Genomic DNA, 23,377 nt, shown 5'->3' with positions numbered 1-23,377 from the left:
ATCGATCTAAAAATTGGTATAAAAGATGAATGCAGAAGTTAATCTGTATTAAGTCTCAATGCTCTGTCTGCGAATATGGTTAACTTATTGATATTAAAGTTGGAGTTCGCATAGTAAGCTGGATAAGGTGCGCATGGAATTTTTGCGGCACAAAATTATTAAGCTCATGATTGAGGGGATTGATCTATATCGATTAAGTGTGATGCCGTGAAGCTGTCGTAAACTTGGAAAATATTAGGTAATTTAAATAATTACGACAGTGGTTAGTAATCTGTTAACTAACGTTTTGCTATAATAGCGTCAATTTTTAATAACAAATCGGAATGGTCAAACAGGTGGAATCTAAATGTTCGCCAGTCCGCTTTGTACAGAATCTTTAGTTGGTATTGTGAATAAAGAAAATTCTATGGGTTCAGACCCACATGCAGCCCGTGAGGCGGATAAGTACGACAACCCCATTCCTAGTCGTGAGTTCATTCTGGAACAGCTTGAAGAAGCTCAAAAACCTCTACGTCAATTTCAAGTCGCACAGTTATTGGATGTTTCCGAAGATGATGAAGAGCGCTTTGAAGCTCTGTCACGCCGTTTAAAAGCCATGGTGCGCGATGGTCAATTAATTCGTAACCGCCGTGGTGCCTTTGGTTTGTTAAAGAAAATGGACCTGATTAAAGGTCGCGTTTTAGGGCATCCTGACGGCTACGGTTTTTTGGTTCCTGATTCGGACGGCAAAGACCTATTCTTATCTGAAAAAGAGATGCATAAGGTTTTGCATGGTGATCGCGTTATTGCCTCGGTAGTGGGGGAAGATCGTCGTGGTCGTCAGGAAGGCGTAATTATCGAGATAAGCGAGCACTGTACTCAACAGGTGCTGGGGCGTTTGAATTTTGAAGACGGTCTGGCTTGGGTACGTCCCAATAATAACCGTATTACCCAGGATGTTTTTATCCCGCAAGATGGCCTGATGGGAGCCAAAGAAGAGCAGATTGTGTTGGTCGAGATCATTCACCAGCCATCCGCTCGTTCGGGCCCGATCGGTAAAATCATCGAGGTTGTCGGTGACTATATGGCTCCAGGTATGGAGATCGATTCGGCGATTCATGCATTCGGCATTCCAAATAGCTGGTCTGACGAACTTCAGACCGAGTTGGATCAGATCGGTGATGAAGTCACCGAAGCCGATATGGAAGGACGTAAAGATTTGCGTTCTATGCAGTTGGTGACCATCGATGGCGCAGACACCAAAGACTTCGATGATGCGGTTTTTGCCAAACGTCGTAAAAACGGTTGGCGTCTAGTGGTCGCGATTGCCGATGTTTCTCATTATGTTAAGCCGGGAACCGAGCTCGACAAGGAAGCTTATAACCGCGGTAACTCGGTATATTTCCCGCAGCGTGTTGTGCCGATGCTGCCGTCAAAATTGTCTGATGGACTTTGTTCATTGAACCCTAAGGTTGACCGACTGTGTATGGTTGCCGACCTTTATATCAGTGAAGACGGTAAGTTGGAAAAGAGCCAGTTCTATCAAGCGGTAATGAACTCTAAGGCGCGTCTGACCTATAATCAGGTATTCGATATTCTGACCAATAAGGATTCGCAATACCGTAAAGAGTTCAAGCAGCAGGTTCCTCATCTGGAAGAGCTTTATAGCCTGTATAAGGTATTGCAAAAAGCGCGTGAAGAACGGGGCGCTTTGGAATTCGATACCACTGAAACACGTATTGTGTTTGATGCTGAACGTAAGATCGAAGAGATTGTGCCGGTTGTCCGTAATGATGCCCATAAGATTATCGAAGAGTGTATGTTGATGGCTAACGTGGCGACAGCCCGTTATCTGAAGTGGCACAAAATGCCGATGCTATATCGTGTCCATGAAAAGCCGATGGAAGAGCGTCTGAAAAACTTACGTACTTTCTTGGCGGATTTCAGTCTGACACTTGAGGGAGGGGATGAGCCGACAGCGCACGATTACGCGGCAGTCGCAGAGAAGATCGAAGGTCAGCCATACGAGCATCTTGTGCAAACGGTGTTGTTAAGAAGTATGAATCAGGCGGTTTACCAACCTGAGAACAAAGGTCACTTCGGTTTGAACTATGAGCATTATGCTCACTTCACATCGCCAATCCGTCGTTATCCTGATTTATTGATTCATCGTGCGATTCGTCATGCATGGACTAAAGACGGTGCGGAAACCTTTACTTATAATGACAGCCAGATGGTTGAGTTCGGCCAGCACTGTTCAGATACAGAGCGTCGTGCCGATGAAGCGACACGTGATGCCGTTACCTTCTTGAAATGTGAATATCTATCACACCACATTGGTGGTGAATATGAAGCAGTGGTTTCTGCAGCAACCAACTTTGGTCTGTTTGTCGAACTGCAGCCGTTGTTTGTTGAAGGTCTTGTGCATATCACCGAGTTGGGTGAAGACTACTTCCATTACGATAACGCGCGCCATTGTCTGAAAGGTGAGCGTACTGGAAAGGTTTATCGTCTAGGAGATCGTATTAAGGTCCAAGTCGCTCAGGTGAACCTCGATGATCGCAAGGTCGACTTACGTTTTATCGAAAGTTTGAGCGATTCATCGGAAGAGTTTGCCGGTGAAGAGTCTGTTGCCGAGCAGCAAGCCGAAAAACCGAAAAAGAAACGTAATTACCGCAAAAAGAAACGCTCGCGTTCTAAAACCGATAAATAGAGGTTGCGATGAAACAAGAGGTAATTTACGGCCTGCATGCGGTGGAAAAGTTTATTAAACAGTCGCCGCAGTCTGTTTATAGCATCAGCTTTTTAAAAGGGCATTTGAATAAGCGTCAGCAATCGTTGTTCGATCAAGCGCGTTCTTTAGGCTTGAATGTTCAGCAGGTTGCCAAGTCGGCTTTTAATTCGATTGACGGCAATCACCAGGGGGTGATGGCGAATGTTGCCAAGCAAGCGGATCTGACAGAAAGCGACCTGAACAAAATTGTTGAACAGGCTGCTAACCCCCTGTTTATCTTTTTGGATGAAGTCCAAGATCCACATAACCTTGGTGCTATCCTGCGTACTGCCGATGCGGTAGGTGCCGACGCGGTGATTATTCCCAAGCACAACTCGGTAGGCATGAATGCAACGGTACGTAAGGTGGCATCAGGTGCCGCCGATAATGTGAAGCTGATTGTTGTCTCTAACTTGGTGCGTACCATTAAAGATATGCAAAAGGCGGGTATGTGGATGATCGGTTTGGCGGGTGAAACCGACCAGACAATCTATGATCACGATTTAACCGGATCTATCGGTATCGTGATGGGAACCGAAGGCAGTGGGCTTCGCCGTTTAACCAAAGAGGCTTGTGATCATCTTGCGGCGATTCCAATGGTTGGCGTGGTGGAAAGCCTTAATGTTTCGGTGGCAACCGGTATTGCCGTTTATGAGGCCTATCGTCAGCGTAACCGATAGGTATAGAGCTGAATTCACGGACTCTTTAAAATAAAAAACCTGACGTTGCCAGGTTTTTTATTTTGCGCTTCTGACTTATCCTAGGCTAGGTAGATATCACCTTGCTCATCAATTTTCACCGCAACGCTTTGCAGTGCTTCATCCCAACACGGACCATCGATGCAAACGCCGTCATCAATGTTGAAAAAGGCATCATGTACCGAACATTTCAGTGTTTTTTCAAATGGGTTCACATCTATTTTATAGGCTTCGTTTAGCGGCACATCTTGATGCGGACAGTTATTGATATAGCAGCGTACCCCTTCTTCATATTTGATCAATACCAGTGAGCGACCGTTTTGATCATCGATAACCGTGGTGCGAGTATTGGTAAGTTGTTTAATATTGATTAGTGGTTTGTTTTGGTTTTCGGCAAGCAGGTTATCCAATCCCGGTTGTTGAATTTTCTTTGCCGCCAGTTCATTGGCATAGCGCACCGCATCAGCAAGAGGTTGTTTTTCCAGTAATGCATGGATAAGCCCCGCGTTAAAGGTGTCACCGGCGCCAAGCGTATCTATCACTGTACTCACTTTCACAGCAGCAAGGTGTTCTGTACTACCACCAGCCTGTTGATACCAGACTCCTTGCTCTCCCCAAGTACAGACCAGATTGGTTTGTGCGAGGTTTAGACTGGCCAATAAGTCGGCGCCATTATCAAAGCCTTTCGCTTTGGCGTAGTGGTGAGAGAAAATAATAAGGTTAGCCTGAGCAAACAGCGCTTCAATGCCATCACGCGGTTTTTCTACTTCCAGTGAGATCGGTTGATGGGTTAAAAACGTTTTACTGATATTGAGCATGCCCGGTAGATGAGTCAAATTTCTACCCTCAAAATGCAACCAGTCATAGTCTTCGATTTCGATTTTGGCAAAAAAATCAAAACTGACTTCCGGTAGGTCTCGATAGTGAACGATAGTCCGGTCGCCATTTTGAACGTTGAGCGTGATATAGGAGCTTGGTGTGCGACCTTTGATAAAGGTTTGAGTATGCTCAGTGGAAATGCCGCGTTTATGTAAATCTGTCTGTAATTGCTTGGCTTCAGCGTCGGCAGCGAAAGTTGTGCAGATCGAAGTTTCATGACCAAGTTGATTGAGTACATACAGTGAATTATTTACATTTCCGCCTGTCGCGGTATGTTTATCTAATGCGCGCATCTCTTCATTGGCTTCAGGATGATGCTCAACGGTTAGGATTGTGTCCAGAACGGCGTTACCGATACCTAAAATTTTTGCCATTTAGGGCTCCAAAAAAATGAGGGTAATTAGTGTTTATGATGATGATATATTTAAAAAATTAATATAATCAAAGGCTGTAATTTTAACATAGTTGGTAAAAACCTGTTGGCTCTTGTCCGCAGCGATTTTAAGTGAATAAAAATAAAAAAATCTTGACAATCCTATTCGATAACTTAATTTTTTATATTTAAATTAAAAATTAACACTATGGTTTAAATTTATGAAATATAAGGTATATATGTATTACTTATGAGGGTAATATTTGAACTTGAGGTAACCGATTTCTTTTCCACAAAAGCTGTGGATAACTTTGTGTAAAAAAATATTAAAAGTGGCTTAAGTTCTTTAAAACCGGTGCAAATTGTTAGATTGCTTAAAAAATAAGCACTAAGGAAGATGGAGGGTTGGTAAGTTTTTTTACCAATCAGTAAAAGAGGCTGTTTTGATCATACCAATGGTTTTTTTTTTGATAAAAATCATCGCAATGGATGACAAAAAAAAATAACACGATACAATCGAAAACATTAATAATAAAATCATCTTTTTTTGGCTCACTATGACAACACATAAATCTACCTTCAATGCCAGTTGCTTAAGTTGCGGTTTGCAAAAAGTCTGTTTTCCGACGGGTTTAATGAAAACGGACATTGATCTGTTAGATAATATTGTCGAAAGAAAATCGCCAATAAAAAAAGGCCAGCACCTCTATCATGCTGGCGAAAAATTCACTTCTATATTTGCGGTACGTTCAGGTGTTCTGAAAATGTATGCCTATTCCGACAGTGGTGAAGAAATTATCCACGGTTTTTATCTACCCGGTGATGTGGTGGGTTTTGATGGTTTATTGGATGAAAGTTATCAGTTCAATATGCAGGCATTGGACAGTACTTCGGTGTGTAATCTGCCCTATGACAAATTAAGTGATTTATCGCAACAGATCCCGAGCCTTAATCAGCAAATCATCGCGGTCATGAGTAAGAAGCTGCAGTTTAATCGTTTGCATTCTGAGCTATTGATTAAGCGCAATGCCGATCAGCGTGTCGCACACTTCATTTGGCATATGGCTGACCGTTTCAAACAGCGTGGTTACTTTTATGAGGAATTTCGTCTTAATATCCTGCATAGAGATGTCGCGGTCTATTTGGGGTTAACCCCGGAGACCGTGTCACGTATTTTATCCAAATTAAATGCCGATAATATCGTCAGCTGGAAAAAGAAACAGGTGATGATTTTTGATGAGGCTAAATTAAAGCAGCTGGCAGGCTTTTCAGAAGCGGAAGTTTGTCAGGAGTTCGCATAAGATAATCAAAAACCCTCTAATTTGTAAGGGTAAATCTATTTGTTGATTTCAATCAACTTTCTAAAAGCAGGGCTATGGTCTAATAAAAGTGTGGAAACGTTGTTTAGATTGCGTTTTTCATAATGTAGCCCGCTTACCCGACTCTAGTCGGGTTTTTTTGTTGCAGAATTGCATTTTCTCGTGCCCTCTATTGGTAGTTACTTTTGCCTTTAATGTTCCGTCATACTTTTTCAAATAAAACGCCCAAACCCCTTAGATTTCTGCTGTAGAATAGGTTATATTAGTTTTTAATGATTGGTAATTTTTAATTTTAAGTGAGGAATCAAAATGTCTGTAAAAAGTCTTTCACAACTTTTTCTAGTTGGCTTTCTAGGTTTTGCTCTAGTTGGTTGTAGTTCAACGCCAAAAACTGATGAAGTGGATAATAAAGCACAAGCGACTGAGCAAGTGGATGCGGATATCGAAGCGGCTAAAGCAGCAGCTGAAGCGAAAGCTGCTGAAGAATTGGCGGCTAAGAAAGCTGAGTTAAAAGCGAAAATTGCCGGTAAAGTGGTTTATTTCGACTTTGACCGTTCAGAGATTCGTTCTGAGTTCTATGACATCATTAAAGCCAATGCGGATTTCATGGCTCTTGAGACGTCTGCAAAAGTCACCATCAAAGGTCACTGTGATGAGCGTGGTACACGTGAGTACAACCTTGCCTTAGGTGAGCGTCGTGCGAATGCGGTTAAAAATGCTTTGATTGCTGAGGGTGTCAGCCCAAGCCGTATCGAAGTGATCAGCTTCGGTGAAGACAGTCCTGTAGCTGATGGTCATAATGAAGAGGCATGGTCTAAAAACCGTCGCGCTGAATTTAGCTATTAATCCTGTTGGAGGTTTGCTTGAAATTGAACTTTTAGGCAAATAAAGCTATATTCTCAAAAGCCTTTCCATCTTAGATGGCAAGGCTTTTTTTATTTTTATCACAAAGCGGTTTAAAGTTTATAGACTGTTTTGTGATGAGTTTTATATTCAAGATTTCATAGAGAAGAGCATGACGACGCAATCCCCAGTAGAACATTTTTTATCCGATTATCAGCCTTTAAGCTTTGCGATTGATGACGTTTTTCTAACGTTTGAGCTGCAACCGACAGCCACTTTAGTAAGTAATAAAATGCAGATGCGGGCGTTGCAAGCGGCAACACAGCTTTGGCTTGATGGCGAGCAGCTAGAGTTGTTATCGGTGGAACTCGATGGTGAGGATATCACCGCCTCTTGTGAGGTGAGCGAAGCGGGAATGAGCGTGCCTACGGCGGGGAAAAAAGAGTTTGTCTTATTGATTCGTACGCGGATTTCACCGCAAGATAATACTGCTTTGGAAGGTTTGTATCGCAGTAGTGGCAATTATTGCACCCAGTGTGAGGCCGAAGGCTTTAGAAAAATCACTTATTTCTTTGATCGCCCAGATTGCCTGAGCTTGTTTACCACCAAAATCATCGCAGATAAATCTGCCAATGCGGTCTTGCTTTCCAATGGAAATTTAATCGACTCGGGTGATTTGGACGGCAATAGACATTTTGCCGTTTGGCAAGACCCGTTCAAAAAACCGTGTTACTTGTTTGCCCTGGTTGCCGGTGATTTGGCTTGTCACCAGGACCGTTTTATTGCCGCCGATGGCCGAGAAATCGATTTAAGAATCTATGTAGAACCAAAAAATATCGATAAATGCGAACATGCGATGCAATCGTTGATAAGGTCCATGCAATGGGATGAACAACGCTTTGGCCTAGTTTATGACTTGGATATCTATATGATTGTCGCAGTGGATGATTTCAACATGGGGGCGATGGAAAATAAAGGTTTGAATGTCTTTAACTCCAAGTTTGTTCTCGCCAAACCGGATACCGCAACCGATGTTGACTATGAAGGTATCGAAGCGGTCATTGCCCATGAGTATTTCCATAACTGGACCGGTAACCGCGTCACTTGCCGTGATTGGTTTCAATTAACCTTAAAAGAAGGTCTGACGGTATTTCGTGATCAAGAATTTACCGCAGATATGTTGTCCCCAGCGGTGAAGCGTATTGAAGATGTAAAGGCGTTACGCAATAACCAATTCCCGGAAGATGCCGGCCCTATGTCTCATCCGATACAGCCGCAGTCCTATATTGAGATGAATAACTTCTATACCATGACCGTCTATGAAAAAGGTGCCGAGGTGGTCAGGCTGTATCACACCTTATTGGGTGAGCAAGGCTTCAGACAGGGAATGGATCTTTATTTTCAACGCCATGACGGCGATGCGGTGACGGTACAGGATTTCCGTAATGCGATGGCCGATGCCAATCATGTTGATCTGTCGCAGATGCATAACTGGTATATACAGTCAGGCACTCCGGTTGTTTCGGTTGAATCGCACTACAATGCTTCCGAGCAAACCTTGACGCTTAATTTCCGTCAACGACTAAACACCGGCAATGAAGATTTCAAACCGTTATTGATCCCGGTGCGCTTGGCTTTATTTGACCATTCAGGACAGGCGTTGGTATTAAAAAGCAAGGATCCGCAATTAAAGCTTTATGCCGACCAAAATCATGAAGGATTGTTTGAGTTTAATAAACCGCAGCAGAGCCTGACATTCACCGAGGTCTCTGCTCAGCCATTGGTCTCGCTATTCAGAGGTTTTTCCGCACCGGTCATTGTCGAGTTTGATCAATCCAATCAAGAATTGGCCTTATTGGCGCAATGCGATACAGACAGTTTTGTCTGTTGGGAATCTATTCAGACCTTGGCGTTACGAGAAATCAAGCGTTTAGTCGATAGTTATGCCGAGAAAACCAACTGGATGGTATCAGAAGCGTTCACCAATGCTTTTTCAGCGTTGGTGAAGGATGAAAAAATGGATAAGGCGCTCAAAGCACTGGCCTTGAGCCTGCCTGATTTAACCTATATAGGCGAGCAGTATGAGGTGATCAATCCGGATGCGATTTATCATGCGCGAAAATTTTTGCAGCAGCAGCTTGCGCAACAGAATATCGAGCAATGGTTAAAGCTCTACAGCGAGCTTAATCAGTCGACAGAATACCGATACCATAAAGACGATATCGCGCAGAGAAAATTAAAAACCGTATGCCTGCAATATCTCACCCAGCTGGATGACTATATCGAGCTGGCTGAAGCGCAATTCGATCATGCGGATAATATGACTGATGCTCTGGCTTCGCTGCAGTGTCTGAGTCATACCGATACAGCAGCACGAAAACGTGCGCTGGGTGATTTTTATGACAAATGGCAAGACGACACTTTGGTATTGGACAAATGGTTTGCATTGCAGGCGGCTTCCCATCATATCCACGCTTTGGAGCATGTTAAACAGCTGGTTGAACACAAAGATTTCGTCTACACCAACCCGAATAGGGTGCGAAGTGTTTTGGGGGTGTTTGGACGCTTGAACCTGTTGGGACTGCATCGTGCGGATGGCAAAGGGTATCAATTTCTCGCCGAGCAAGTCATTAAATTGGATGCGCTTAACCCTCAGGTGGCGGCTCGTATGGTTGGACCTTTTACCCATTGGCAGCGCTATGATGGGCAAAGACAACAAATGATGAAGCAGGCTTTAGAAATGATCTTGGCACAAGAGTCGCTTTCTAAAGATGTTTATGAAATCGCCAGTAAATCACTGAGAGTTTAGGGTGGTTTGTTGAATTTCGGCTTTTGCTCAAGTCAGATAACTAACCGGGTATGTCGTGAATAACAGAGTTGTAACAGGTGAAAATTTACCCAGACGTGCTCAATTAGAAGTTGCGCATCGTTCTTTTGTAGCCTGGTTATCTGTTATCGGCATATTCTCGGCTATAGTATTCATGGCCATTCCGGTCAAGGCTCAGGTTTTTGCTGATCTTGCGCAGCCGATGCAGTTGGCACAAGCGGGGCAAATCCATCGTAGCCCCCAGCATGTTAATCGTCTTGATCAAGAGATTTTGATTCTGCGTGCTGAAATGGCAAAAAGACGCGGCGAGTGGCCGCAGTTAAAGCACTACCTTTCGATTCTGGAAAAACAGCCCATCCTGCCGGAATTTGCCCCTCGGGTCGAGCAACTCAAACACTTTAAGCCTGAACAGTCACCGCTCGACAAAATCCTGTCTTTTTTTGGTGTCAGCGACACGCCAAGTCTGCCTTTGCATGATCGCAATGCGGTGGTGGCTATTGTGCTACCTTTATCCGGGGCTTATGCCAGTGCAGGAGAACCTTTACAAAGAGCGATTCAAGAAGGGCTGACAGAGGCCGGTTTTACTGGCAAGTTGGTGTCAATCGATAGTGAGCTTTATGATTCGGTCTATGATATTTGGAATACGCTTAAATATTATGAACCGTCCTTTATTTTTGGTCCTTTGCAAAAAGAAATGGTGGCAAACTGGCAGTTATTAGATACCGGTGTCACGACGTTTTATTTTAATGAGGTGTTAAGGTTAGGCAGTAAAGAATTCGCGTTGGCACCGTCAAAACTGGTTGGTTTGGAGCAGCTGTTTCAGATCATTAATGACAACGCTTACCAGCATGTGATGGTGATCAGCGATAAGTCCGATCAGGCACAATTGCTGAAAAACAGTTTCGCACAGGCTTGGAAAGACCTAAATAGGCCTTTCTATCTGGAAAGCCATACCATTGACGGCAATGTGGGGCGGACGCTGGATAAAGCCTTTGACATGCAAGCTTCGAAAGACAGGGCTTTGTGGGTCGAGCATAGCTTGAATCGTCATCTGAGTTTTGAAAAACGTGCTCGTCGGGACATTGACCTGGTGGTCTCTTTTGTCGATCAACACCAAGCCATTCAGGTATCGCCTTATCTGAATTATCTACCGATACCAGCAATGTACACCCATGTCTGGTATCCGAGTCAGATGCCTAACCTGAATTATCTGCTGAATAATTTGGACGCCATGTCACAAACCTTAGCGATATTGCCTTTCTATTTAGCGGAAAACCGAGTGCTTAAACAACAGCATAGCGAACAGGAGTTAAAAATTGGCCTGTTTTATGCTTTGGGAAGGGTGGCGACAGAAATTGTCAAAAAGTCTGATCTCTCAAGTTCGGTGGACAGCCTTGTTAATACCGAGTTTGGCAGTTATGTGCGAAATGCTCAGGGACAGTTTCATTTATTGCCGATGGTGTATTGGGCTGACCAAGCCTCAATACAGAGATTATCAGCGTTATCACGTTAAGCTTGATAAATATCTGGGACCGTTCATAGCGGGGTTCAGAAGGTTAAGGAATACTTAGGTGGCGGAAGCGGACGAAAAATTTGATCCGAATGATTTGGAGAGCATTGATGCTTTGCTGGATGAAGCAGAGTTAGAGGCGGCAGACGATTTGGGCGGTGCTGATGCCGAGGACACGGTGGATAGCGCTGTGGAATTGGAAAGTCTGGACGAACTCGATATTGGCGATGCGGAAGTCGATATGGCGGATTCCGAGGAATTGCTTGATACGCTTAATGATGTGCCCGAAGTAGAAGAAGGCGTGGCAGATGTCGTTCCTGAGTTGAGCGATTCTGAATCAGAAGTGGTAGCGGTTTCAGAACCCCAGGTAGAAGATGAGGCGCCCCCCTTAAATACGGCGGTTCAGGCCAATAATGCAACGGCTCAGAATAATTTGGCTGCACAAGGTAATGAGAGTAGCCCTCAAACGAAAACAGCTGTAGATAATACAGATGACTTTTTAGCAAAGCGCGCCTCTGCACAGGCGGCTCAAAATTCAAATATATCGGCGGATGATATGGACTCAATCAAAAAGTTAATCGTTATTTTTGGTTCGGTTTTGTTGGTGTTGGCACTGACCGGAATCGGGATTGGAATCTGGAGCGCTTTGTCGGCCTCGGCAGCCGGAATGGATGAAGAGACCAAAACCTTAATTGAGGCGATTCAAGTGAACTCTGAACGCAATAACGCTTTGATTGGAGATAGCCGTAAAACAGTTCAAGAGGTTGAGAAAAAACTGGATGCAATCAATTTCCAGATTACCCAGTTGAATGAAGATCTAACCAGTTTGGCGCAAAGTAGCAAACCTGCTGAAGTGATTGAGTTGCCGGTTGCTGATAAGACCATGAATGAGCAGGCTGCAAAAACTGCCGAGGTGGCAAAAGTTGCTCCTGTTGCTGTGCAACCGAATATGACAATGGCAGTCGATCCCGAAGTGACCAAGAAGATGGCTTTAATGAATTCTAAGTTGATTAGAGCGCAGCGTAGTCTGAATGAAGTGAATAAGCGAATTAAAAAGATGCAGTCGCAATATGCTTCGATTATGCATAGTGTGAGGATTGTTGAAAAGCAGGTGTTGGTAGAGCAGAAAGAAAAAGCGGAAGAAGCAGCCAAGCTTAAGTCGCAGCAGCAGAACAACAACTATCAATATAGTGCACCGGATGGTGGCTTCTATGATCAGTCTGTGCTGGATTCTTATCCATAGCGACGGATTAAAGTGTTTTGCGGGGTGTTTATGGATTACCGGCTAAAGAGCGTGTTCTTATTCAGTTTGCTGATGTTGTTAAGCGGCTGTACCGAAAGACAGTTTGTGCATGGTGTCGAGGTTGTTTATAACGAAACCACCCAGTTTATGGGTATAAAAGACCGCCCCAATACGATGCAGAAGCCAAGCTATTATTCGACCCGGCCGATTCAGGACGATTATGAGCTTGGCAGGGTTTATGAGATCGAGCATTTAGATTGTGAATCAGAGAGTAATCGTTGTCTTAAATAAAATCAGACAAGGTTTATTAATTAATCATTATCGAGTATAAGTTTTGAGTAAAGAGTGGAGTAAAACCATGAAAAAAACAACATTTCTAATGACAACTTTGGCGAGTGCCTTGGTTTTAAGTGGTTGTATACAAACTAAACCATGTTGTGACAAGCCAGCTAATGAAGCCGGTCAGCCACAAGCGGATGCGGTGCATCAGGTGATTTATCAGACCCTTCATCAACCTGAAGAAGCTAAAACCGAAGCGGCAACGGAAGAGAAGAAAGCACCTGAATTAATGAAGATTACCGGTATCGGTTATGGTGCTGAAAGTACTTTTGCCGCTTATACGCCTGGGCAGCGCCGATTAATGGCCATTCGTTCAGCTAAGCTTGATGCTTACCGTGCCTTGGCTGAGCAACTATATGGTATCCGTATCGACAGTAATACATCGGTTGCCACTCTGACGGCTAAAAACGATAGCTTCCGAGCTCGTGTAAACGCAGTGGTGCGTGGTGCCAGAGTGGTTAGTGTTACACCTATGGCCGACAATAACTATGAGACAGTATTAGAAGTCTATGTCGATAAAAAATTCTTTGAAGAAGCGTTTATCTACACGGGTACGCAAAATATCGCCAATGACCCTGATTCGGTTTATAAAGTAAGCAGTTATTAATTGGTAGGCAATATTACCTGGGAGATAGTCTCGTGTTGATGGAGGCTCGACTATGTTGAAAAAACTGTTTATAACAGGTTTTGTATCTTTATTTGTTCTGCAGGGGGTGGCTGAAGCTGCCAGTATCAGTTCGCGTGTTAGAGTGCTGGAAAGCAAGGTTTACAAACAGGATAAAAAGATCAAAGAAGCGTATTCTTCGCAAAAGCAGAGTGAGGCGAAAGCCGATAAGAGTCTGTCTAAGGTGCAAGCTTTAGAGAAAAGGCTCAATGCGATGCTTGAAGAGCAGAAAAAAGAGCAAAAGCCCAAAACGGATAAGCGTTACGCTTTTCCTTAAGGCAGAAGATGGCTTTACTCAAAACTTACTCAAAATAAAAAAGCCGCTATTGAAAATCAATAGCGGCTTTTTTATTGGCCTTTGAAACTTCTGGCGCTTTGTCATGCTTAAGAGATATTGCGATGCTTTTGAGCAAACTCAATCTCTTTGGTTTGGATAAAGAAGACCAGTTTGCGACGACTTTCCTCATCGATATTGTTGAACGATAAAGCGATGGTGCTGCCCTCTGCATCGGTAAGCGGTTTGATATTGACAATATCGCAACGCAGTAGAATAGGCGACTCATTAGCCAGTGGCTTGATCAGCAGGTCGACCTTGTCAGTTAGCGTGACTTCATCTTCAATATCTATTGCCAAGCCGCCACCGCTTAAGTTGACTAAACGTTGTGGAATTGCTCGAGTCAGTTGTGTTTCGTCGATGGTTTGCATAAGAAAGTTAATCTTGCTATTCATCGCGGTCAAAGCGCTTGCCAATAAAGAGCTCTTTTGATTGATCTGGGAGATGACTTCATTGATTTGCTCATCCAGCTCGTTCAGATTTTTCATGAAGTATTCTTCGATGAATTTTGAATCCGGAGAACTCGGTAAAGGGTTCGCTTCTGCTTCTTCATCAGATACTATTCTGTAGCTGCAAGGCATAACCACGTCAATACGATAGAATGAGCGTTTATCTTGGCGCATAGATTATTCTCTTTTGCTTAAGGTTGATTGTTCGAGTCAGTTCATTTTAGACGTTTTTTATCGCTAAAAGCAGAAAAATTCCGGCTTGATGTCGATGTTTACTCTTTAAATGACAATGGCTCAAGGTAAAATTCTATAGCTTAAATAAGCAGTAATTACGCCAAATTTAATCGAGTTGGCTTAATCATTTTGAAGAAGGGTAGGGCTTAGGCTTTGCCTAAAGATTTTCTAGGTTTGCTCGAGGTCTTTTCACCGCTCGCACTGTATAGCTTAACGTCTTTTTCGGTTTTACCGCTAAGGATGTCCAAGGCGTGACGATTAATATTGCTTAAGGTTTGGATTGCCATGCCATTGGCCAGGTTTTGATCATGACACTGTTGAACCCATTGTAGGGTTTCGATCAGTAGCTGTTGATCTTTATCGCTAAGTTCTTCAAAGGCAGGGTGTTCTGTAAAGCTGAAGATATTCGCCTGAAGGGGTTCTAATAGAGCTTCGATTGCCGCTGAAAGTTGTTCTATTTCGACAGAAAGGCTCTGTTTTTCAGCCACGATTTTTTCAATACCTGCGGTGTCGGCATTGCGGATTGCTTGCGATTCAGTGGATAGTGTGTCACTGAATGCAGATAAAAAGGTTTTTAACTTATCGATGTGTGAGGCGAATAAGTCTTTGTCAAAACGCGTGTTATCTGCTTCGCTCATAAGAAAAATTAAACCTTGCTAAAGAGTGCTTCGGTTTGGATTAGCTTTTGCGCGATTTTTTCCGCATCCACATTGTAGCTGCCATTATTGATGGCGGCTTTGATTTGCGCGATGCGTTCGCTGTTATCAACGCTAACCTCTTTAGAACGTGATTCTAATTCACGCACCTGAGATAAAACATCTGTTAGGGTTACTCGATCGGTTGCACCGGTTTGGGTGCCACTGGCTTGAGAACCGCCTTCCTTAGTCGGTGACTTCAAACTGTCGTTTGCACGATTTGCACCGATATTATTGGTTAGATTTTTAATATCCATTTTTCCAGCCTCACATGGAGTTATAGGTATTCTATCACTAATTCTAGTGTTTACACTATTTGTATCGGCAGTAGCGAGAAAGCTTTAGTATTAATTTTAAAATTTAAATAACTTTTTGCATTCAAGGTACTAGCACGGTACTTGGAGCAATTACTATGCCTTTGACGATTTTTTTAGAACTATTGTTTTCAACGTCAACCTGCTGGCCTTCCACAGCGTTTTTTAGAGCCGTACCACGTGTTCTTACTTCAATCCCTGAAATACGTGTCACAATATTGACACCATGCCCCTTGAATACCCAGTAAGGGGGTTGTAAGTCGCGTATTTTAAGAATGTCATTGGCGCCAATCGATCGTTTGGCGCGCATGCCAACCGCTTTTTCTATATCGATCATGGCGCCATTCGGCACTTGGCGATAGGGAATGTAATCAATAGTAATTTCGTCGGCTTGTATAACGGCCTTTTTGATAATTCCTTTAGTGGTTTTTACCACCGGCAGTTTGCCATCAACATTCACCGGTACAAATACTCGCCATTTCGGCTCTAAGCAATGCACGCTAATGGTCATGCGCCCGGCATAATCATCCAGGTTGTTATCCTGAATCTGCAGGTCACTTTGGCAGTTTCTGAGTTTCAGTTCAGGAGACAGTCTGCGGATATCTATGCTGGGCTCAAATAATTTTTGGCCTAGTTTCTGCTTTACGTGTTGCAGAACACTCTGATGTATTGCTTCGATAGATTGATACGGCTCCTGAGGCTGTTTGGAATCAGCATTGGCAGCAGGGTGTTGATTAGCCAGAATTTGACCGCTGAATAATGTCAAAATGGAGCTAAAGATAAATAAACGCATAGTTTTTTTCATTGGCTCAGTTTAACATGATGGTTATTCATAGATAAAGCGGTCCAGTCCGGTGTCATAATAAATCCATAATTGGACATTCGGCAAAAGATGGCAGTGTAATGTTTATTCAACTTAAGTAAGGTGGCTCAAAAATGTCTAGCTTCTTAAAAGGCGTTGATCAACGCACCTCCTTGGCAGGTATGAACCGAATGGAGTTGTTGCTGTTCACTATTAAAGGTAAGCAGCTGTTTGGAATTAACGTATTTAAGGTGCGTGAAGTAATTCGTACACCTAAAATTTCAGGCGTGCCTAAGTCCGATTCGCGTATTGTTGGGGTGGCCGATATTCGTGGTCAGACCATGCCGATGATCGATCTTGCCAAAGCGCTTGATCTGCAACCGATTCAACCGGAAAATTATGGTGACAGTCTTACCATTGTGACCGAGTTCAATAGTTCGGTTCAGGGCTTTTTGGTGGAAGATGTCGATCGCATTGTTCACCTGCGTTGGGAAGATATTCTGCCACCACCGGATTCGTTGCAGAACGTTAATTATTTGACCGGGATCACTCGCGCGCAAGAACAGATTGTACAGATTGTCGATGTGGAAAAAGTGTTGGCTGAAGTTTCCGGGCTAGATGATGACATGTCGGACGAGTTCATTAGCAAACACATCGCTAAAACCAAAGACCATGATTTCTTTGTCTTGGGTGCCGATGACTCGACGGTTGCCCGTTCGCAGCTGAAGAGCATTCTTGATCGCATGGGGATTGCCAATAAAATCGTTAATAACGGTAAGTTGGCGTTGGATTTTCTCAGAAAGTGGGCGGACGATGCCGATAAAGGCATAGCACCGGCTGTTTCGGATCGAATTTTAATGGTGATTTCCGATATCGAGATGCCTGAAATGGACGGTTATACCTTAACCTCAAGTATTCGCAAGGACGAGCGTCTAAGAGATCTTTATGTGGTGCTTAACTCGTCTTTGAGCGGTGGATTCAATGAGACGCTGACCAATAAGGTTGGCGCCAATGTATTCTTGTCCAAATGGCATTCCGATGAATTGGCAACGGTCATCGTTAAACGTATTGAAGAAGTCAATGCGCAAAGACAAAAACAGGCCTAACTCAATGATGAGACTGATTCAGACAATTGGTTTGTGTGCTGTTTTTTATGGTTTTGCTGCGCAGGCGGCTTGGCAAGATCTGTTTTGCGATGAGGCGAATTGTCCACAGGAACAACAGGTGGTAGCATTGCAGAATAATGCGCCAGCGCCTAATCCTGTACCGACAAATAAGGCGCAAGTGGAAAGTTGTGTTGTCGTCAAAGGCAGCGCGCCTACCAAGGATGTTGATCAGTCCTTTGCCCGTAAAATGGCAATTCGTGATGCGCTCGAGCAAGCCAGTCTGAAAAACAATGTCTCCATTAAAAGTGACCAGTCAGTCGAAAATTATCAATTAACATTAAATAGCACGCGCTTCACCTCGCACAGTAAAGTGAAGAGTTTTTCGGTGCTTGAAGAAGGTTTTGAAGACGCAGAAGACCTGTACGGTCAAGCTAAAAAAGGACCTTTGAATTATGAGGTCACCGTTGAAGCCTGTCTAACCGAAGAGCGCGGTGTCTGTACCAATTTGATGGGCAATCAATATCAAACCCGTTTGGCAATTGCGCCGGTGGTGTTTGAGCATGCGGCGCAAGCGAACGATATTGCTAATCTATTGAGTGGTTATCAGTTGGAGCTAGAGCGTCGTTTGCGTAATGAAGGTTACCAAAATTTGGTTAAGCTGCAGACTTCGATCGATATTCAGCCTAATCGTCAGGTCACCCCAAATATTAATCCCGAGGTCTTGAGAAATGTTAGAGAGCAGACCGCTGCGCAATATGTACTGTTGACCGTTTTGCGTTCTATGTCTTCTCATGTTGAAGATCGCGGGATTAAAACCCATATCAAGCGTTACTATAATCTAGAAGTGCCGGCTGACAGTCGTTACGTCGAAGCTGACTGGTATGTTGTCGACCTTCTCAATAATGAACTGGTTTATCAGAGTCGTGGTGGGTTTGATGTCAAGGGTGATGTTTGGGTAGGGCGCGATCGACCTTTCGGTTCGAATGCTTTTTTTGCCACCAATACCGGAAAGGTTTTCCATGCGTTGCTTGATAAGGAAGTCAATGATGCGATGGATTATCTGCATTGTAAGCCGTTTCAATCAGAGGTGATTGATGTTCGCGATGATCAATATATTATTTTACTGTCCGGCGATTCAGGTGCTAAAGCCGGTGATGACTTGGCGGTTTATCATAAAACGGGCAGGCCGGTCAGGTTTGGCGGTGCCGACCTTGGTTTGGATACTCAGCCCGGTGCATTTTTGAAAATCACTCGAGTGATGTCAAGATTTGCCGTAGCAGAATTGACGGCAAAAAAAGGAGTCGTACAAGTCGGTGATATTGTCAAAGCTTGGTAATTGATTGTTAGAAGAGTCTGAGAAAACCTTGATAAGCCCGCTTTCGCGGGTTTTTTTATGTCTCAATGTTTTGCTTTTGGGTGTGTAAGCTGCTGTTATTTAAAGTGAAAAATTGAGTGGTTTTGCGGATGGCAATTTTTTCCGCCTTTTTGCCAGTTAAAGGCTAAAGTTTTTGCGATTGCGGCCGATAACGCCCGTTTTTGCTAAACTTTAATAAAAAAAACAAAAAAACTAATTTTTGGCATTGCTGTTGCTAATACCTGGTTAGAAATAGAAATAGTGTCAAAGAAACACTCAATAATCAAACACCAGAAAAGGGAACAGTTATGGCAGAATCAATTTTTGGCATACATGAGCAGGCATTAAGAGTACGTAATGAGCGTGCCAACCTTTTAGCCAATAATTTGGCAAATGCCGATACGCCTAATTTCAAAGCGCAAGATTTGGATTTCCGTAAAGCGATGCAGGATGCCGCCGGTGAGCAATCGCCGTTTGATTCTCAGATGAAAGTGACAAATTCCCGTCACATTCAATCTGAAGGCTTTATGTCTACATCGCAATATGTCATGTATCGTCAGCCGACACAGCCTTCCCTTGATGGTAACACGGTAGAAACCCATATTGAGAAATCTCAATTTATGGAAAACGCCATGCAGCACCAAGCAACATTGGAATTTTTAAATAGCCGTATCACTGGTATTCGTGGCGCTTTGCGCGGTGAATAATCCTGGTTGGTCGTAATACACTGAAAATGAGAGGTCTAAATCATGTCAATGTTTAGAATTCTGGATATTTCCGCAACCGGGTTGCATGCGCAAACAGTCCGTTTGAATACCGTGGCTTCGAATATGGCTAACGTGGATTCGATCAGCTCTAATAAAGATGAAATTTACCGTTCCAAACAGCCGGTTTTTCAAACGATTTTGGAAGGTAATCTGCAGGAACCTACCGGGGGTGTGCGCGTCAAAGAGATTGTTGAAGATCAGAAGCCTGCAAAAATGGAATATAACCCAGGCCATCCTCTAGCGGATGATAAGGGCTATATCTATCGACCTAATGTCAATGTGGTCGAAGAGATGGCGAATATGATGTCGGCCTCAAGATCCTATGAGACCAATATCGAAGTAATGAACACTTCCAAGCAGATATTGATGCGTACCATCCAGCTAGGGAAGTAAGGAGTAAGTTATGCCAATTACAGTTCCTGATGTCAATAATAACGGCGCCAGCTATGTGGAAGCCATGCAGCAGGCGGTAAACCCTAAAAGCGGTGCTCCGAAGAATCAGATGGGGCAGGCGGATTTTTTAAGATTGCTGACCACTCAGTTGCAAAACCAAGATCCGTCGAAGCCGATGGATCCCACCAGCTTTGTTACCGATTTGACACAAATGAGTCAGTTGGAAGCGACAACACAAATGAATAGTTCAATTGTAGCGCTTACGACCAGTTTCCAGAATATGCAAACTTCACAGGCGGCTTCTCTGATTGGTAAAAATGTCCAGGTTAATGGTGAAGACTTTTCCCATACTCAAGATCAGGAGTCCAACTTTAAGTTGAATGTTGAACAGCCATTGAGCGATGTCACTATTGTGATTACTGATGACAGTGGGCCTGTGCAAGAGATTTTTATGGACGACTTGAATCCTGGAGAAGCTTTGGTAGCGTGGAATGGTTTAGATGAGTCGGATGTCTCCAGAGCTTCAGGAGTCTATTCATTGACCGCTTACGGGACGGATGAAAATGGCGAGCTGGTCGGGATAGACACGATTGTCGGTTCTCGAGTCAATAATGTATCGATCAATGCCGATGGTTCTATGACATTAGGTTTGGCAACCGGTGAAAAACTGGGTATGGATGCGGTTCGAGAAATCAGCGGTTAATCAATCAATAGAATATTTTAAAAAAATTAAAGTTATATATAACCCGGAAACGGGGCAACACAAGGAGACACATTATGGGTGGATCATATGACTTAAATGCCCTTAGTGGTATTAACGCAGCGTCTAACGGTTTAGGCGTTATTTCCAATAACTTGGCAAACGCGCAATCTGTTGGTTTTAAGGGTTCTCGTGCTGAGTTTGCAGACCTGTTTTCAGGTGCGCAAAATTCACCTGGTAGTGGGGTGCGTGTTGCTGCAATCACTCAAGACTTCGGTCAAGGGACGATTAACGGTACCGGTCGAGAGCTGGATATGGCGGTCGATGGCGAAGGCTTCTTTATTCTAGAAGACAAAACCGGCCGTTATGATAATGTTTATACTCGTAACGGTTCTTTTAAACTCGATAAAGATGGTTATTTGACCTCGCAAGAGGGTAACCGAGTTCAGGGATACCGTTTGAATGAAACCTTGTCTACGGAAGCAAACCCGGTCTTTGATACGACATTGAGTTCCATTGATTTGGATGCATTGAACCGTGAGCCGCGTGCTACGGATGAGATGACATTTGATATCAACTTAAATGGTGAGCTACCGTTTAACGTCGATCCACAAGGTACCAACACCGGTGTCGCTGCAACAGATGACTCCATTGGTTCGACGACTAACCTGGATAAATTATTCCAGCCTGATGGCGCGAGTGGTGCCTATACAGGTTTTCCTGATTTCTCCACAACCAAAGATGTGTATGACTCTTTAGGTGGAGAGCACCGTTTGACGATTAACTTCTATAAGCGTGATGTTGTTCCTGCTGATGATGGCGCGGGGAATGCTATTTCGAATACCGATGCTAACGGTGTTGTTCCAGCAGCGGCTGGTACCCAAGTGAAATATACTTCATGGCTGGTGCAGTACACGATGCAGGATTACAACGATGATACGGGGCAGTGGGAAAATAGTGGGCATGTGTCTTTGCCTGATGGAACCATTCCAAATTATGCTGCGACTGGTGCTGGAGCCTCAGGGCAAGTGTATGAAATGCGTTTTAACACCAGTGGTGAGTTAATGGGTGTTTATCAGCCTGATGATGGTGCGGGTAACTATGATATTACCAATAACGGTGCGGGTATCGTTGGGGTAGCCGGTTCCGATGTTGATACTGCGCTTGCGGCGTCAAACTTGAACTGGACTAAGACAGCTAACCAGCCGAAGTTACACTTTGTTATTGATACTCCTTTAACCGGTGCGACAGATCCATTAGGTGGTGAGACAGCAACAGCCGGTAATTTTGAAATCGATTTATCGTTTGATGATATGACTCAGTTCTCAGGTTCTAACAACCTTCGTGGTGTGACTCAGAACGGTTTCAAAATCGGTGACTTGGTTGGTTTAACAACCGGTTTGGACGGGGTGATCGAGGCGCGTTATTCAAATGGACGTTCTATCCCGGTCGCTCAGCTTGGTCTGGCCAACTTCTCAGATAAAAATGGTATGGAGAAGTTAGGTGGGCAAATGTATGCGGAAAACTTCACTTCTGGTACTGTTCAATTGGGTACACCACAGAATAACGGGTTTGGTACGATTCAAGCGGGTTCACTTGAATATTCCAATGTCGATGTTGCTGGTGAGCTGGTCAATATGATTCAGACCCAGAGAACTTATCAGGCATCGGCTCAGGTAATCTCAACCTCTCAGACTCTGACGCAGACAATTCTAAATTTATAATTTAGTTAAATTATTTAACGATTTTTTTCTGGTCTTGCCGGCATTATCTTGCCGGCTTTTTTCTATCTACACCTCTCTATATAAGCTTATCGACTGCTTTCTAAATACTTTAGAACAAAAGATTTTATTTTTTGGCACGCACTATGCTAGTTAACTATTGAAAAGCAAGTATTGTCAAAATACTGGCACACAAGGGAACCTAATCGGGCGTAGACCCAAATTAATAATAGGGTTCAAAATAAAAAACGGGGTGTTGAGCATTTTGCGATCACCCCAATTTACGACCAGTTAAATAATTACGTTGGAGTCAGACAATGGATCGGATGCTCTATATTGCAATGAGTGGCGCGAAAGAGGTAATGCTCTCTCAGGCCAACAATGCAAACAACTTGGCGAATGCAAACACGGATGGGTTTAAAAAAGACTTTAACGTGTTTCGTGCTCAGCATGTTGAAGGCCCGGGCTGGGAGTCTCGTGCCTATTCAATGGATGAACGTCCGGCGACAGACTTCAGTGCAGGTGCCATTAAGGTGACGGGTCGTGAATTGGATGTGGTGACTAAAGAAGACGGCTATATCGGCATTCAAGCGCCTGATGGCAGTGAAGCTTTTGTGCGCACAGCCAGTATGCAGGTCCTGGAAAACGGTGATCTAGTCGACGTCAAAGGTAACCCGGTTTTAAATGAATCGGGTACGCCAATTAATATTCCACCAACCAAGTCGATTACGATTGGCGATGATGGCACCATTTCGATTGTGCCGGCCGATTCACCAAGTAACCAATTGGTCATTCTCGATAGATTGCGGTTGGCCAAGCCTGCGGCTGGTGACCTGGAAAAAGGTTTGGATGGTTATGCACGCCTTAAAGAAGGTGCACCAGAAGCATTGCAGGAAAATGTTGTCGTGGTTAGCGGTGCTTTGGAAAGCAGCAATGTCAATACCGCCGAAGCTTTGGTGAACATGATTGAATTATCCCGTAAGTATGAGTTACAGATCAAAATGATGGCAACGACCAAAAGTCATGCACAAAAATCTGACTCACTGTTGTCAATTCGTTAA

22 protein-coding genes are annotated in these 23,377 nt (G+C 43.8%); 17 read left to right on the top strand and 5 right to left on the bottom strand.

Annotated features, from left to right (window positions below):
* Positions 1-406 precede the first annotated feature (406 nt).
* Positions 407-2,692 carry a ribonuclease R gene (rnr, locus tag FE785_RS07610; RefSeq protein WP_168188935.1) on the top strand — a complete coding sequence of 762 codons (2,286 nt, stop codon included), beginning with the start codon at positions 407-409 and terminating at the stop codon, positions 2,690-2,692.
* Positions 2,693-2,700: 8 nt separating this feature from the next.
* On the top strand, positions 2,701-3,432 hold the full coding sequence (gene rlmB / locus FE785_RS07605) for a 23S rRNA (guanosine(2251)-2'-O)-methyltransferase RlmB (RefSeq protein ID WP_138565182.1): 732 nt from the start codon (positions 2,701-2,703) through the stop codon (positions 3,430-3,432).
* Positions 3,433-3,512: 80 nt separating this feature from the next.
* On the opposite strand, the gene FE785_RS07600 is transcribed toward rlmB, so the two are convergent.
* Complete coding sequence (locus FE785_RS07600; protein WP_138565181.1) at positions 3,513-4,703, bottom strand: PfkB family carbohydrate kinase; 1,191 nt, start codon at positions 4,701-4,703, stop codon at positions 3,513-3,515.
* Between the two features lie 556 nt (positions 4,704-5,259).
* Here FE785_RS07600 and fnr point away from each other — a divergent pair.
* The 8 genes from fnr to FE785_RS07560 all read left to right on the top strand — a co-directional run bounded on the left by fnr (position 5,260) and on the right by FE785_RS07560 (position 13,724).
* On the top strand, positions 5,260-6,003 hold the full coding sequence (fnr, locus tag FE785_RS07595) for a fumarate/nitrate reduction transcriptional regulator Fnr (RefSeq protein WP_138565180.1): 744 nt from the start codon (positions 5,260-5,262) through the stop codon (positions 6,001-6,003).
* A gap of 327 nt (positions 6,004-6,330) precedes the next feature.
* Complete coding sequence (pal, locus tag FE785_RS07590) at positions 6,331-6,867, top strand: peptidoglycan-associated lipoprotein Pal (protein WP_138565179.1); 537 nt, start codon at positions 6,331-6,333, stop codon at positions 6,865-6,867.
* A gap of 169 nt (positions 6,868-7,036) precedes the next feature.
* Complete coding sequence (gene pepN, locus FE785_RS07585) at positions 7,037-9,673, top strand: aminopeptidase N (RefSeq protein WP_138565178.1); 2,637 nt, start codon at positions 7,037-7,039, stop codon at positions 9,671-9,673.
* Between the two features lie 55 nt (positions 9,674-9,728).
* Positions 9,729-11,204 carry a penicillin-binding protein activator gene (locus tag FE785_RS07580; protein ID WP_138565177.1) on the top strand — a complete coding sequence of 492 codons (1,476 nt, stop codon included), beginning with the start codon at positions 9,729-9,731 and terminating at the stop codon, positions 11,202-11,204.
* A 58-nt stretch (positions 11,205-11,262) separates the two neighbouring features.
* Complete coding sequence (locus FE785_RS07575) at positions 11,263-12,444, top strand: prolipoprotein diacylglyceryl transferase (RefSeq protein WP_138565176.1); 1,182 nt, start codon at positions 11,263-11,265, stop codon at positions 12,442-12,444.
* Between the two features lie 30 nt (positions 12,445-12,474).
* Complete coding sequence (locus FE785_RS07570) at positions 12,475-12,735, top strand: hypothetical protein (RefSeq protein WP_138565175.1); 261 nt, start codon at positions 12,475-12,477, stop codon at positions 12,733-12,735.
* Positions 12,736-12,802: 67 nt separating this feature from the next.
* Positions 12,803-13,390 (top strand): LPP20 family lipoprotein, encoded by a 588-nt coding sequence (locus tag FE785_RS07565; RefSeq protein WP_138565174.1) that lies wholly within the window; start codon positions 12,803-12,805, stop codon positions 13,388-13,390.
* A 52-nt stretch (positions 13,391-13,442) separates the two neighbouring features.
* A complete protein-coding gene (locus tag FE785_RS07560) occupies positions 13,443-13,724 on the top strand; it encodes a hypothetical protein (protein ID WP_138565173.1) in 282 nt (93 codons plus the stop codon).
* A 107-nt stretch (positions 13,725-13,831) separates the two neighbouring features.
* Here the strand turns inward: FE785_RS07560 and FE785_RS07555 are convergent, their stop codons facing one another.
* The 4 genes from FE785_RS07555 to flgA all read right to left on the bottom strand — a co-directional run bounded on the left by FE785_RS07555 (position 13,832) and on the right by flgA (position 16,266).
* The gene (locus tag FE785_RS07555) at positions 13,832-14,404 is read right to left on the bottom strand and encodes a PilZ domain-containing protein (RefSeq protein WP_138565172.1); all 573 of its coding nucleotides are present in this window, start codon (positions 14,402-14,404) and stop codon (positions 13,832-13,834) included.
* A 206-nt stretch (positions 14,405-14,610) separates the two neighbouring features.
* The gene (locus tag FE785_RS07550; RefSeq protein WP_138565171.1) at positions 14,611-15,102 is read right to left on the bottom strand and encodes a flagella synthesis protein FlgN; all 492 of its coding nucleotides are present in this window, start codon (positions 15,100-15,102) and stop codon (positions 14,611-14,613) included.
* Positions 15,103-15,110: 8 nt separating this feature from the next.
* On the bottom strand, positions 15,111-15,416 hold the full coding sequence (gene flgM, locus FE785_RS07545; RefSeq protein ID WP_138565170.1) for a flagellar biosynthesis anti-sigma factor FlgM: 306 nt from the start codon (positions 15,414-15,416) through the stop codon (positions 15,111-15,113).
* A 121-nt stretch (positions 15,417-15,537) separates the two neighbouring features.
* Positions 15,538-16,266: a flagellar basal body P-ring formation chaperone FlgA gene (flgA, locus tag FE785_RS07540; protein ID WP_138565169.1), complete on the bottom strand. Its 729-nt coding sequence runs from the start codon at positions 16,264-16,266 to the stop codon at positions 15,538-15,540.
* A 143-nt stretch (positions 16,267-16,409) separates the two neighbouring features.
* Here flgA and FE785_RS07535 point away from each other — a divergent pair, with 143 nt between their 5' ends.
* The 7 genes from FE785_RS07535 (at position 16,410) to FE785_RS07505 (ending at position 23,377) form a co-directional block, all read left to right on the top strand.
* On the top strand, positions 16,410-17,381 hold the full coding sequence (locus FE785_RS07535; RefSeq protein ID WP_138565168.1) for a chemotaxis protein: 972 nt from the start codon (positions 16,410-16,412) through the stop codon (positions 17,379-17,381).
* A 4-nt stretch (positions 17,382-17,385) separates the two neighbouring features.
* Positions 17,386-18,717, top strand: coding sequence for a hypothetical protein (locus FE785_RS07530; RefSeq protein WP_168188934.1), 1,332 nt, complete (start codon positions 17,386-17,388; stop codon positions 18,715-18,717).
* Positions 18,718-19,043: 326 nt separating this feature from the next.
* Positions 19,044-19,442, top strand: a complete 399-nt coding sequence (gene flgB, locus FE785_RS07525; protein ID WP_138565166.1) for a flagellar basal body rod protein FlgB — start codon at positions 19,044-19,046, stop codon at positions 19,440-19,442.
* A gap of 42 nt (positions 19,443-19,484) precedes the next feature.
* Positions 19,485-19,895, top strand: coding sequence for a flagellar basal body rod protein FlgC (gene flgC / locus FE785_RS07520; protein WP_138565165.1), 411 nt, complete (start codon positions 19,485-19,487; stop codon positions 19,893-19,895).
* Between the two features lie 10 nt (positions 19,896-19,905).
* On the top strand, positions 19,906-20,598 hold the full coding sequence (locus FE785_RS07515) for a flagellar hook assembly protein FlgD (RefSeq protein WP_138565164.1): 693 nt from the start codon (positions 19,906-19,908) through the stop codon (positions 20,596-20,598).
* Between the two features lie 74 nt (positions 20,599-20,672).
* A complete protein-coding gene (locus FE785_RS07510) occupies positions 20,673-22,319 on the top strand; it encodes a flagellar hook protein FlgE (RefSeq protein WP_138565163.1) in 1,647 nt (548 codons plus the stop codon).
* A 314-nt stretch (positions 22,320-22,633) separates the two neighbouring features.
* A complete protein-coding gene (locus FE785_RS07505; protein WP_138565162.1) occupies positions 22,634-23,377 on the top strand; it encodes a flagellar basal body rod protein FlgF in 744 nt (247 codons plus the stop codon).

It is taken from the genome of Thiomicrorhabdus sediminis (assembly GCF_005885815.1).
Classification (GTDB): Bacteria; Pseudomonadota; Gammaproteobacteria; order Thiomicrospirales; family Thiomicrospiraceae; genus Thiomicrorhabdus; species Thiomicrorhabdus sediminis.
Note: the sequence above shows the minus strand (reverse complement) of the source record. Positions and strands in the feature narration are given on the sequence as shown.

Excerpts from the sequence above, each read along its gene's own strand:
- rnr (WP_168188935.1), top strand. The coding sequence starts at position 407 with ATGGGTTCAGACCCACATGCAGCCCGTGAGGCGGATAAGTACGACAAC.
- rlmB (WP_138565182.1), top strand. The coding sequence starts at position 2,701 with ATGAAACAAGAGGTAATTTACGGCCTGCATGCGGTGGAAAAGTTTATT.
- FE785_RS07600 (WP_138565181.1), bottom strand. The coding sequence starts at position 4,703 with ATGGCAAAAATTTTAGGTATCGGTAACGCCGTTCTGGACACAATCCTA.
- fnr (WP_138565180.1), top strand. The coding sequence starts at position 5,260 with ATGACAACACATAAATCTACCTTCAATGCCAGTTGCTTAAGTTGCGGT.
- pal (WP_138565179.1), top strand. The coding sequence starts at position 6,331 with ATGTCTGTAAAAAGTCTTTCACAACTTTTTCTAGTTGGCTTTCTAGGT.
- pepN (WP_138565178.1), top strand. The coding sequence starts at position 7,037 with ATGACGACGCAATCCCCAGTAGAACATTTTTTATCCGATTATCAGCCT.
- FE785_RS07570 (WP_138565175.1), top strand. The coding sequence starts at position 12,475 with ATGGATTACCGGCTAAAGAGCGTGTTCTTATTCAGTTTGCTGATGTTG.
- FE785_RS07565 (WP_138565174.1), top strand. The coding sequence starts at position 12,803 with ATGAAAAAAACAACATTTCTAATGACAACTTTGGCGAGTGCCTTGGTT.
- FE785_RS07560 (WP_138565173.1), top strand. The coding sequence starts at position 13,443 with ATGTTGAAAAAACTGTTTATAACAGGTTTTGTATCTTTATTTGTTCTG.
- FE785_RS07555 (WP_138565172.1), bottom strand. The coding sequence starts at position 14,404 with ATGCGCCAAGATAAACGCTCATTCTATCGTATTGACGTGGTTATGCCT.
- FE785_RS07550 (WP_138565171.1), bottom strand. The coding sequence starts at position 15,102 with ATGAGCGAAGCAGATAACACGCGTTTTGACAAAGACTTATTCGCCTCA.
- flgM (WP_138565170.1), bottom strand. The coding sequence starts at position 15,416 with ATGGATATTAAAAATCTAACCAATAATATCGGTGCAAATCGTGCAAAC.
- flgA (WP_138565169.1), bottom strand. The coding sequence starts at position 16,266 with ATGCGTTTATTTATCTTTAGCTCCATTTTGACATTATTCAGCGGTCAA.
- FE785_RS07535 (WP_138565168.1), top strand. The coding sequence starts at position 16,410 with ATGTCTAGCTTCTTAAAAGGCGTTGATCAACGCACCTCCTTGGCAGGT.
- FE785_RS07530 (WP_168188934.1), top strand. The coding sequence starts at position 17,386 with ATGATGAGACTGATTCAGACAATTGGTTTGTGTGCTGTTTTTTATGGT.
- flgB (WP_138565166.1), top strand. The coding sequence starts at position 19,044 with ATGGCAGAATCAATTTTTGGCATACATGAGCAGGCATTAAGAGTACGT.
- flgC (WP_138565165.1), top strand. The coding sequence starts at position 19,485 with ATGTCAATGTTTAGAATTCTGGATATTTCCGCAACCGGGTTGCATGCG.
- FE785_RS07515 (WP_138565164.1), top strand. The coding sequence starts at position 19,906 with ATGCCAATTACAGTTCCTGATGTCAATAATAACGGCGCCAGCTATGTG.
- FE785_RS07510 (WP_138565163.1), top strand. The coding sequence starts at position 20,673 with ATGGGTGGATCATATGACTTAAATGCCCTTAGTGGTATTAACGCAGCG.
- FE785_RS07505 (WP_138565162.1), top strand. The coding sequence starts at position 22,634 with ATGGATCGGATGCTCTATATTGCAATGAGTGGCGCGAAAGAGGTAATG.